Raw genomic sequence first — 11,884 nt, 5'->3', positions numbered from 1 at the left:
AGCTTTTATTTAATCATGTATCCAAGGCCTCTTACTGTCTCTATATATTTAGGAAATTTATCGTTATCTTCTAATTTTTTTCTCAATTTTCTTATATGCACATCTAGTGTTCTTGAATCTCCCAGGTTACCATATCCCCATACTTCACTCAGTAAAACTTCTCTTGAAACTAATTCTCCTTTATTTTTAGCTAAGGTTTGTAATAGCTTAAATTCCCTTAAAGTAAGTTCTATGACAACACCTTTCTTTTTAACTTCGTATTTATTATTATCAATCTCTATATCTCCTATTTGTACAATGTTGTTATTTGTGTTATTAGCGACAGACACCGTATCTACTCTTCTAAGTACAGCATCTATTCTAGCTAATAATTCATTTATACCAAAAGGCTTGGTTATGTAATCATCTGCACCTAGTTTCAATCCTCTGACTTTATCATTTTCTTCCCTTTTTACTGTAAGCATTATTATGGGTATTTTTCTAGTACTTTCATCATTTCGTATTCTTCTACAAACCTCAAATCCATCAATTCCCGGTATCATAATATCTAACAGTATAATATCTGGAATCTCTTTTTTGCAAGTTCTACTGCATCCAAGCCATCATGACAACACACTACATTAAAATTTTCTTCAAGATTTACAGAAATAAGTTCTGTTATATTAATTTCATCATCTACTATTAATACTTTTCCTGTTTTCATAAAAATCACCCTCAATTAAATATCAATATATATTTTACAGTATATACTAAAGATTTTAACGTTTCTATATTTTTATTTTCCTAAAAATTATTCATCTACAAGATAATCCTGTAAGTATAGGTATTTTTTATTATAAAAAAATAGTAACACATCACTATTAGAGTCTGTGTTACTATTTTTCTATATTAAATTTTAATAAAGTCTACATTTACTGATCATTTTCATCAGCAGCTCCTTCAAAAGCATTTATATACATTTGTTTTATCTCACCAATTAGAGGGTATCTTGGGTTTGCACCAGTACACTGGTCATCAAAAGCCTGCTCACTCATCACATCAAGAGTTGCATAAAAGCGCTGACTAGTTACTCCTGCTTCCTCTATGGTTTTTGGTATGTTGATCTTAGCCTTTAATTCATCTATTGCGCTAATCAAACGTTGTATTTTCTCATCCTCGGTGATTCCACCCAAATTAAGGTAGTCAGCAATTCTTGAATATCTCCATCTTACATTAGGATACTTATATTGAGGAAAAGCGGTCTGTTTTCTTGGATTATCAACTGCATTGAACTTAATTGTTTCATTAATAAGCAGTGCATTTGCTATTCCATGAGGTATGTGATGCATTGCTCCTAACTTATGAGCCATAGAATGACATACTCCAAGAAAAGCATTAGCAAATGCCATACCTGCCATAGTGGCTGCATGGGCCATTTTTTCTCTTGCTTTTTCGTTAGTTGCACCTTCTGTATAGGCCAAAGGTAGGTACTTAAATATAAGTCTAATAGCTTCTAAAGCCAACCCATTTGTGTACTCCGAAGCCAATACGGATACCATAGCCTCAATGGCATGGGTAAGAGCATCTATACCTGAGGCTGCAGTAAGACCTTTTGGCATATTCATCATTAGCTCCGCATCAATTATAGCTATATCTGGAGTTAACTCATAATCTGCTAAAGGATATTTTACTCCCGTTACTTCATCTGTAATAACTGCAAAAGGAGTTACCTCAGATCCTGTTCCTGCTGAAGTTGGAATAGCAACCATCATAGCTTTCCTGCCAAGGTCAGGGAATCTGTATACTCTCTTTCTTATATCCATAAATCTCATAGCAAGGTCTTCAAATCTTACATCAGGATGTTCATAAATCACCCACATGATTTTTGCTGCATCCATAGGAGAACCTCCTCCTAAAGCTATTATGACATCAGGATTAAAGTTGTTCATTTCAGCAGCACCTTTGCGGGCAGTTGCCAAGGTAGGATCCGGTTCTACATCAGAAAACACTCTACAGTCTATACCTGTATGTTCAAGGATACTTACTACATGATTTACAAAACCTAAATCATATAGAACTCTGTCTGTAACTATAAAAGCTCTCTTTTTCTTCATGTCTCTAAGCTCTTCAAGAGCAACTCCCATACATCCATACTTAAAATAGATTTTCTCAGGTACTCTGAACCACAGCATATTCTCCCTTCTCTCTGCCACGTGTTTTACATTTACTAGATGTTTTACTCCTACATTCTCTGATACAGAATTTCCTCCCCAAGATCCACACCCCAATGTCAAGGATGGCGCAAGTCTAAAATTGTATATATCTCCTATAGCACCCTGGGAAGAAGGCATATTAATAATGGTTCTTCCAGTCTTCATAACTGCACCGAACTTTTCAATTCTATCCTTACATTTAGTCTGATCTGTATAGAGTACTGATGTGTGGCCAAAACCACCAAGTTCAATAAGCCTTGCCGCCTTATGTAGAGCTTCTGTAAAATCTTTTACCTTATACATGGCCAATACCGGAGATAATTTTTCATGTGAGAAAGGTTCTTCAAATTCTACAGACTCTACTTCACCGATAAGTACCTTTACTGAATCAGACACTTCAATTCCAGCCATAGCAGCAATTTTTCTTGCATCCTGACCTACTGTATCTGCGTTAAGGGCTCCATTTTCCTTTACTATGGTTCTTCTTATTTTATCTCTTTCCTCTTCATTTAAGAAGTAAGCCCCTCTCTCTGCAAATTCTGATTTTACTTCATCATAGACTTTTTCAACTACTATTGCAGATTGTTCTGAAGCACATATTACCCCATTATCAAAGGTTTTTGAAAGTATTATTGAGCTTACAGCCATTTTTATATGTGCAGTTTCATCAATAACTGCTGGAGTGTTTCCTGATCCTACACCTATGGCTGGTTTACCTGAGGAATATGCAGCTTTAACCATGCCAGGCCCGCCAGTAGCCAAAACTATATCTGATTCTCCCATGAGCAATTGAGTGAGATCCACATTTGGCTCATCTATCCAACCGATTATTCCAGCAGGAGCTCCTGCTTTTACAGCGGCGTCAAGTATAATTCTTGCAGCTTCTATAGTACTTTCCTTTGCTCTAGGGTGCGGGGCAAATATAATTCCATTACGAGTTTTTAATGCAATAAGTGACTTGAAAATTGCTGTAGATGTTGGATTAGTTGTAGGTATAACAGCTGCGATCACTCCAAAAGGTTCAGCTATCTTGATAATTCCGAAGGAAGGGTCTCTTTCAATTATTCCACAAGTCTTTTCATCTTTATATTTATTATAAATATACTCAGCGGCAAAGTGATTCTTAATAACTTTATCCTCCACAATGCCCATGCCTGTTTCTTCTGTAGCCATTTTAGCAAGATGAACTCGTGCATTATTGGCAGCTATAGCTGCTTGCCTGAAAATTTCATCTACAGTTTCTTGAGTATATGTAGCAAAAACTTTCTGTGCTTCTCTAACTTCTTTAATTTTTTGAAGAAGTTCTTCTTTATTTGTAACTCTCATAAAACACTCCTCCTTTTAATTAATACCCTAATAGCTTTTCACATACTTAAATTATTATTACATCTTAAAGTACATAGATTATAGTTGACCAGTAGAAAATACTAAGGAAATATACAAAAATAAAGAGAGCTTTCGTTTAAACTCTCTTTATAAATTGCTACTTAATCTAGCATCTTTAAAATATTTTATTAATTAATGGTGTCTCTTAATAGTTTTATTTCCAAATTATATCTGCTTCTTTTCTTGGTGCAGTTCTAAAATATTTTACATCAGGATAGCCTAGTACCATGCATGTTACGACTTTTTTGCCTTCCTTAACTCCAAGGAAATCCATAATCTTTTTATTATCTTGCGCAGCTAATACAAAAAATCCGCTGAAGAAAGTTCCAAGACCTAGAGCATTAGCCATAAGTTCCATATTTGAAGAAGCTAATGCGCCATTTACATCTGAATTAGCCGTAACTACTATTACCGCTGGAGCATTAAAGAATAGTCTATCACTTTCATTATATTTTTCATCAGGATTTGCTTTAAATTCTTTATACATACTTATCCACATCTCTGCGTATCTTTTAAATCTCATAGTCTGTGGAGTCAGGTTGGCTAACATAACCTCTCCCTTTTCTTTTAAGCTTTCTAGTGCTAAAGCTCTTAGTTCTTGCATACCTTCCCTTACTACTGTAAATGAAACATCTTGCATATTACTGCCAGTTTGAGTAAATCTACCTGCTTCTATAATTTTAGAAATCTTTTGTTCTTCTACTTCTTTATCTATAAATTGTCTTATAGTTCTTCTAAATTTAATGAAGTTTAATAGATTATCAGCATCAACTAAAAACTCATCTTTATTATAATTCTTCACATCCTCCATGTTGTACTCATCTGTTGACACTGCATCTTTAGGACATACAGCAATACAATGTCCACATTTAACACAGGTTATATTATTAATCTTAGCTTTACCATCAACTATTTCTATGTCTCTTGGAAAGCAGTCCTTAACACATAGTCCACATCCAATACACTTTTCAGTATTTACATTCATCATATAACAACTCACTCCTTATAGGCTTTTCTATTTAATATTCTTTTGACTTATATATAAATAAAATTTATAATAAATTTATGAAATTATATATATAATCCTAACTCTATTAGGATTATACCATCAAATAATTGAGTGTGTCTAATTAATATTATTCACATAACTATAACTTAAAGTTATAAGTCATATCATTTTGCTTTTTAATAAATAATAAGGAGTATATATATGAATCTACAGCAATTAGAGTATTTTAGAAAAATAGCAGAAACTGAAAACTTCACTACTGCTGCAAATTTGGCATCAGTAACTCAACCTGCCTTAAGCAAAGCAATTTCTAAGCTAGAAGCTGAATTAAATGTACCTTTATTTGAAAGAAATGGTCGTAATGTTAAACTTACCTCTTTTGGCGAAGCATTTTTAAAGCATGCAAATCTAGCTCTATTGGAAATCGAAAAAGGAATTCGTGAATTGCATGATATGGTAAACCCTGATAAAGGAACTATTTCTATTGCATCTACCTATTGTATTGGTACTTATTTTATGCCTTATATAATTAGTGATTTCTTAAAAAGCTGTCCTCATACTAAATTTCAATTTAATCATGAGTCTACAAGCGAAATATTAAATGATTTAAAAGATGGTAAAATAGATTTAGGGTTTTATGATAATATTGATGATCTTCATAAGCATGTTGAAATTAAATCAATACCTGTAAAAAAAGAAGAGTATGTTTTGATTGTTCCAAAAACCATCATCTTTCAAGCCAAACAGAAGTTTCTTTAAAGGACTTAAAAGATGAATCCTTCATTGTATTTTCTGAAGGAAATAAAGATATGATGCTTTCTTATTCTGAATTCATAGGCTATACCCCTAAGATTTCTATACAACCTAATGAGGTTAGCATGTTGGGAGGATTGGTTGCTGCTGGTGCTGGTATTACCATAGTTCCTAACACTCCTCTTATTAATACAAACACACTTTCCATTATTAAAATAAAAGAAGACATTGGATATAAAACCACTTATATGGGCTGGCTTAAAGATTCTTATATGTCTCCTATGTCAAAAAAATTTAGAGATTATGTAATATCATTGAGTTCTAACAGCTAGAAACTTGAATAACCGCATACTAATTAATTTTAAGTATGCGGTTTGAACCTTCAAATCCATTGTTCTAATATTTTTTTGTTAGCTGCTTTTTCTTACTCATAAGCTTTAAGTTAAATTTCAAGCATCTTTTATAAGAATAATAACAAAAGCTCATTCCAAGACACTCCGCTGATACTAAAATTGATACTAATTCTGCTATAGAAAAAGTACTGTTTTTAATCAAATGCATATAAAAAGATGGCATACAGGAAATAACCCCAATTATTATAAATACTGATATAAAGGCCAACTTTACATCCTTTTGTTTTATATCAAATATATACATGAAAACAAGTCTAGAAACTGTTCCAATAACTCCTCCAATTATTGAACTAATAGTCAGAGTAACTACAGCTTGACTATTCATATTTATGGCAGTAACTGCGGCCATACCAACAAATAGTCCAATAAATACAGATATTATCAAGTTAAATAAAAAATCCTTTAAATTCTCTTTCATACTTTAAACTCCTCAAAACCCAAGAAATTTTTTAAAATCATTTAAATATTTTCGTGTAACATAAACTTCTTCCTCTATATCTATGATTTTTAATATAAGCTTACTGTTAAACCATGAGATAATGCGATCTACTTTTACTATATTTACAATAAAGCATTTACTTACTCTTATAAATCCTTTATTTTCAAGCCTTTCTTCTAATTCATAAAGCTTTTCTTTGACTTTATATCTTTTATCTCTTGTCCTACAAAAAACGTCATTACCCATAGCCTCAAAATAATAAATGTTATCATAAGTCAGCACTTTAAGCTCGTCCTCTTCACATTTTCCTGTAATTATATTTTTAAGCTCTTCTTTATTCATTGATACTTGATCTAAATAGCCTATTAAAACATTTACAGTTGTCATATCAAAATATATACCTATTTTGCCTTCTTCTAAATCAAAGCCTTTTTCAATAATACATACTTTAGCATCCTTACTAATCCTCATTTTACGATTAGTAAGGATCTCTTCTAATATTCTTCTCATATTTTCACAACAAATTAAATCTATTTCCATATAAAACCCTCTTTTACTTTAAGCTTCCGGAAGTAACCCGGGGATTATAATTGATAGTGCAACCCCTACAGACACTAATATATTCATAACTATAACAGTATTAGTGTTATGCCCTAATAATTCTATAATAGCATTAACTAAATAAATTGTTGCCCATATTTTAGTTATAAGACTGTTAACTTCTATAAATAATGGTGACTCTCCAAAATCTTCTCCATATCCACTTTTAGCTTCATACATAGTATATGGTTTTCCTAGTCTAGTAGAGATAAATCCCATAAGTGCCAGCACTACATATGAAGTTAAATATCTGTACTGAATAACAACGTCTATTTTAAAATAAAAGTATAGTACATTAGAAATAGCAAAGTAAGCTAATAACACAACAGACATAATTCCTATATTCTTGTTCATAAGGTTTCTTATGAACAATATTGAAATAGACACTAGGCCTAAAACAATCCCCCATTTATTTGATATACTCCAAAGAAATATTAAAGGAATAAACCCAAATGTTACGTTAAAGCATGCTTTTAAACTACTTACCATTGCCTTTCACCTTATCCTTTTCAAGAACTTTTTTATGGGCAGTAATCATATAATTAATTGCATTTTTCTGTACTTCTTTTCTGAATCTTTCTTTTCCCATAAAATATCTCATAACTTTTCCCTGCATTTTCTGCTTAAAGGATATTTTTTTCATCATTCCATTTTCCTTATAGTATTTATAGTCCGCTGCAAAGATAGCTCCTAACTCCCCTTCTATAGCATCAGCAAACAACTTTCTTGAAGCTACAGCTAAAAAGGTTTCTGGCTTAAAATAGTTTCTTTCACAATAGCTTATACCCATTTTAGCAAAAACATATATTTGTTTGTCTATAGTATCGCTATCTTCACTTTCATCGGTAACAAATCCAATTAAATTCCTATCCTCTCCAGTGTATAATTCTAGTATTTGTCTTAAATTCTGATGTTCACTTAATTTACCCGAAATCATATATCCTATCTGCTTGCCTCTTAGGAATGGAATATGTGTGTAGCAAAAGCTTCTATCGTAATACAATTTAAAACGGGAGGATAAATATCTATCTTTTATAGTTCCTGCAAAAATAACTATATCTGCATTATCAATAATATAATCTAAAAATTTTCTATAACCATCCTTATCATGATAAACGCATATATTCTCTGCAGCACACTTACAACAGCCTAGACAAGGCCCTTTTATGTCTACATCATGAAGATTAAGAACTTCTACGGAGCCTTTTATATAGCTTTCATATTTATCGATCATTCCCTTAAGATTGCTATCTCCTTTTTCTACATCCGTTATAATAATTATTTTCTTAGTTGTAGTGATAAACTTATCTGTTTCACCAGCCTTATACTCAAAGGTACTTTTACTTAGTGTACTAAATAGTTTATTAGTAGTTAAACCTTCATTAATATATGTCTGTAAGTTTTCAAAGAATAATTTAAGTTCTCTTCTCCTCTTTTCTTTTACTAAATCATTCATATCATGTGACAAGTATTCTACATATTTCATGCCTAAATCTTCACAAATTGCCCTCATATAGTTATGAGCATGAATATCTGCATAATGAATAGAGGTAGAAAACACACTAGTATATTTTCCTGAGAAATAACCTTCTAAATTATTTTTAAATATTAATTCAATTAGTCTTTTATAATAGGAAGGTACTAAAGCATGATATAGTGGAAATGCCCATATAACAGCATCTGCTTCCTTAACTTTTGTGCATAAAGCCTCTAACTCTTCCACATTTTCTTCATATTTTTTTATTTCTTTTATAACCTGTATATATTCAAATTCATGATTTTCATAATTCTGCTCTAAATACTTCATCGATTGTACTGTAACACTTTTTTCTGACTTTGGACTTCCATTTAAAATTATTATTTTCAAAATCAACACCTCCTGTTTTTTCCTAATTCTATTCTATTGAATTTTACAAATTGAAACTATAGATTTCTTTCAAGATGCAATATGAAGCATGTAAGATACATGGAGATTTTGTAACACTAATTTATAATATGTATCTAGACTTATACTTAAAATCATTTATAATGAAGTTATACCATATTTTTCATATATCTATAAAAGCTTATCCATGTAATTTTTTATACTTTCCTCGAATAGAATATATTAAATCTTAAAAGAAAGTGAGGTGAAATCCACTTAGTTAAATTTTGATTTAATAAGTGGTGTCTATGAAAAACATAAAAAAAATCTATACTAAAATTGTTGTATATGTAAATATACTAATTTGGATAATTAGCCTTGTTTCCATATTTTTAATAGATAGAGCTAGGCCTCCTTTTGAAACCTTTCTTAATAGGGTTAAAGATTTACCTGTTCGTAAAACATGGAATATGGATTTAATGAGCTATGCATATTACCTATTTATTTTAATACTTATTTTCAGTATTTTATCTTTATTATTAAATATAGTAGCTTATAAAAAGGAAAGGTTTAGGATTAGTATTACTCCATTTTTCCTTGGGCTTTGCTCAATATACGGTATTATAATGTACTTAACGCATTTTTAGTTTATACAAGCTTATACTTATTAAAAAAGGGTCTGAAAATCTTCAGATCCTTTTAATTCTTGTTTATCTCATGCCTTGCCTCCATTTAATCAGTTTTTAATTTAAACTTTTCTATAATTATTACTCATCATCTGCTATAACAATTCATAAAATTATATGTATAATCTATTACTCCGGAGGTAAAATATCATGTCTACTCCTTTAAATGAATTAGTTAAAAACTATAAAGAAAAATTTATGAAAAAATTTGAAGAACAACTAGAAAAATTTAAAGAGATAGAAGATTATGATGAGTTAATTTATCATTCTGTATTTAAAATAGGCTCTGATGATAAGGTACTTGTGCAAGACAATATACTAAGATTTAATATGGCCAACAATATGTATCAGTGTTTAAAAGATGATTTAATAAAAGAAAAAATATCAAATAGTCTATGCTTTGCTGATATACTAGATACCGTTTATAGCTTGCGAAGAAATAATATTATCAAGTATTTCGGGCCTTTAAATTTATATGATTGTTCACTGAGAATTGGAGCACATTACAACATTTATCCAAGCAGAGTATATGTTCACTGCGGATCAATTACTGGTGCTAAAAACTTATTTAAAGATAAATATAATAATATCGTAAAATATTATAATGGTGATAAATCCTTCCCTTATATTCCTATAAATTCACTTCCAGAAGAACTACAGAATTTAGAACCTCATTATATCGAAGATTTTTTATGTAAATTTGCAACAAACTTTGAGAATATAGATATTTAAGCAAAATTTAATTATGTTAACAGTAACAATTTAAGAATTCAATTCATATAATAGAATGTATCAAATTAAAAGGAGTTTATAATGTTATCTAATAGAGAGTTTGTTAGGCAATCCCTAGAATTAAATCTATTCTTTATGAGAATTGTTAAAGAACATTCCTTTTCTTGAGGCAGGTTTTACTCCAAAGAATCCTGACTTAGCACAACAAGCAAATATGATAAAAAACGAGTTTAGTCAACTCTTAGTAGAAACTATTCAGCTTTCTTACGGAATTATAAGTCCAGAAGTAGCAAACTCAGGAGAGTTAATTACTGACATGACCATTGATGCCGAATGCAAAACTCAATATTATACCTCAATCCCGATCGATTGCAATATCACTAAAATGGAAGCAAATCTAATTAAATCCACCAATGCTAGACAATCTTTTGATATTGTTAGAAGTGTAACTGAATTAAATCAGAGAGCTATGGTCGCAGCTAACCAAATTATTTTATTTAAAAGCAGATTGCTAAGAGATGTCTTAGCATGCAAAGTATTTACTACTAATTATCCATTACTTATTGATCATATACTTAGAGAGGCAAAGTTATATCTAAATACACTGATTATGTTGCAAAATAGACAGGAAGTTAACTTTGCACAAGATGCAGTATATCAGGAAATGTTCTGGAGTAGAATTATGGCTGAACACGCAAAATTTATTAGAGGATTATTGGATCCAACAGAAGTTAAATTATTTGATACAGCTAATGACTACGGTAAGAAATTTGATGAATTAACTGCTGAGGCCCAAAGCCTAACAGCAAATCTTGGTTCCCTACCTGAAGTTACACGGGAAACTCTTAAATCTACTATTGGTATTAGAGATTTTAAGAAGCAAGGTACAGAAGGTCTACTTCATTGCAACATTAAATCTATAATAGTTCCATTACTTGGCGATCATGTACTTAGAGAGGCAAATCGTTATATCAGACTTCTAAAAAATTTTAGTAAAGTTTCTAATGTATAAATAATACAACCCTCAGGCTGCTTATGCTTTGTATATGCGGCCTTTTTTGTTTTTGTAATTATAGAAAATTATAAACTTTATGAGACTTTTGAGTTATACATTAAAACTTTATTATGCCAAGAAATAAAACCATTGATATTCTAAAAAGCTTAATATATAATTAAATTATTAATGATATTGATTACCATTAGCAATTTAAAATAATTATCAACAACAGTTTTTTTCTTGCAAATCGAATACATTACTATATACTATGAAAAGAGACATATGAACTTATATTGTTTTTAATTAACCTAATTCAATATGTTCATAAGGAGGAATCTAACATAGATCTTGAAAACATAAGAAATTCTATCGTGACTAATGTCTATCACATTCTTGGCGAAAGGTGCATTTAAAATGGATGTTATAAAATCGTTGTTTTATTTTATCTTGGCAGGATTATTTGAAATAGGAGGAGGATATCTAGTTTGGTTATGGATTAGGGATGGTAGAAGCCCTTGGTATGGATTCTTTGGAGCTTTAGGTCTAGCTATATATGGGATTATACCTACTTTTCAATCCTTTAATGCTGGTTTTGGAAGAGTATATGCCGCCTACGGGGGTATTTTTATAGTTCTTTCAATTTTATGGGGTTGGAAGGTTGATAAAATTGTTCCTGATAAGGCTGACATTATTGGAGGAGTTATTGCTCTTGTTGGAGTTTTAATTATTATGTATTTCCCAAGACGCTAAAGTTGTAGTTAAGTTTAAAGAACCCTAAACCATAGGTTTAGAGTTCTTTAAAAATCGTATCAT

At 30.8% G+C, this 11,884-nt stretch carries 8 protein-coding genes and 3 pseudogenes; 4 read left to right on the top strand and 7 right to left on the bottom strand.

Annotation, left to right across the window (positions count from 1 at the left end):
* Positions 1-5: 5 nt before the first annotated feature.
* From RCG18_RS12165 to RCG18_RS12155, 3 genes and pseudogenes are all read right to left on the bottom strand, one after another.
* Positions 6-703, bottom strand: a pseudogene (locus RCG18_RS12165) (response regulator).
* Positions 704-911: 208 nt separating this feature from the next.
* Positions 912-3,518 (bottom strand): bifunctional acetaldehyde-CoA/alcohol dehydrogenase, encoded by a 2,607-nt coding sequence (gene adhE, locus RCG18_RS12160; RefSeq protein WP_308041542.1) that lies wholly within the window; start codon positions 3,516-3,518, stop codon positions 912-914.
* Between the two features lie 214 nt (positions 3,519-3,732).
* On the bottom strand, positions 3,733-4,566 hold the full coding sequence (locus RCG18_RS12155) for a nitroreductase family protein (RefSeq protein WP_308041541.1): 834 nt from the start codon (positions 4,564-4,566) through the stop codon (positions 3,733-3,735).
* Between the two features lie 222 nt (positions 4,567-4,788).
* On the opposite strand from RCG18_RS12155, the pseudogene RCG18_RS12150 reads away from it, so the two are divergent.
* Positions 4,789-5,672, top strand: a pseudogene (locus RCG18_RS12150) (LysR family transcriptional regulator).
* A 64-nt stretch (positions 5,673-5,736) separates the two neighbouring features.
* On the opposite strand, the gene RCG18_RS12145 reads toward RCG18_RS12150, so the two are convergent.
* The 4 genes from RCG18_RS12145 to RCG18_RS12130 are packed head-to-tail and all read right to left on the bottom strand — an operon-like array spanning position 5,737 to position 8,668.
* Positions 5,737-6,171 carry a hypothetical protein gene (locus tag RCG18_RS12145; protein ID WP_308041540.1) on the bottom strand — a complete coding sequence of 145 codons (435 nt, stop codon included), beginning with the start codon at positions 6,169-6,171 and terminating at the stop codon, positions 5,737-5,739.
* 12 nt (positions 6,172-6,183) lie between these two features.
* Complete coding sequence (locus tag RCG18_RS12140) at positions 6,184-6,732, bottom strand: LytTR family DNA-binding domain-containing protein (RefSeq protein WP_308041539.1); 549 nt, start codon at positions 6,730-6,732, stop codon at positions 6,184-6,186.
* An 18-nt stretch (positions 6,733-6,750) separates the two neighbouring features.
* A complete protein-coding gene (locus RCG18_RS12135; protein WP_308041538.1) occupies positions 6,751-7,281 on the bottom strand; it encodes a hypothetical protein in 531 nt (176 codons plus the stop codon).
* Positions 7,271-8,668 (bottom strand): NAD(P)H-dependent oxidoreductase, encoded by a 1,398-nt coding sequence (locus tag RCG18_RS12130; RefSeq protein ID WP_308041537.1) that lies wholly within the window; start codon positions 8,666-8,668, stop codon positions 7,271-7,273. The genes RCG18_RS12135 and RCG18_RS12130 overlap by 11 nt, the downstream gene beginning before the upstream one ends.
* Before the next feature lie 824 nt (positions 8,669-9,492).
* Here RCG18_RS12130 and RCG18_RS12125 point away from each other — a divergent pair.
* The 3 genes and pseudogenes from RCG18_RS12125 (at position 9,493) to RCG18_RS12115 (ending at position 11,821) form a co-directional block, all read left to right on the top strand.
* Positions 9,493-10,074 carry a hypothetical protein gene (locus RCG18_RS12125; protein WP_308041536.1) on the top strand — a complete coding sequence of 194 codons (582 nt, stop codon included), beginning with the start codon at positions 9,493-9,495 and terminating at the stop codon, positions 10,072-10,074.
* 81 nt (positions 10,075-10,155) lie between these two features.
* A pseudogene (locus tag RCG18_RS12120) lies at positions 10,156-11,086 on the top strand (DUF2935 domain-containing protein).
* Between the two features lie 399 nt (positions 11,087-11,485).
* Positions 11,486-11,821, top strand: a complete 336-nt coding sequence (locus RCG18_RS12115) for a YnfA family protein (protein WP_308041534.1) — start codon at positions 11,486-11,488, stop codon at positions 11,819-11,821.
* The last annotated feature ends 63 nt before the right edge of the window (positions 11,822-11,884 follow it).

Origin of the sequence: Clostridium sp. OS1-26 (genome assembly GCF_030915445.1) — a bacterium.
GTDB lineage: Bacteria > Bacillota > Clostridia > Clostridiales > Clostridiaceae > Clostridium_AM.
This window is presented reverse-complemented; position numbering and strand designations above follow the sequence as displayed.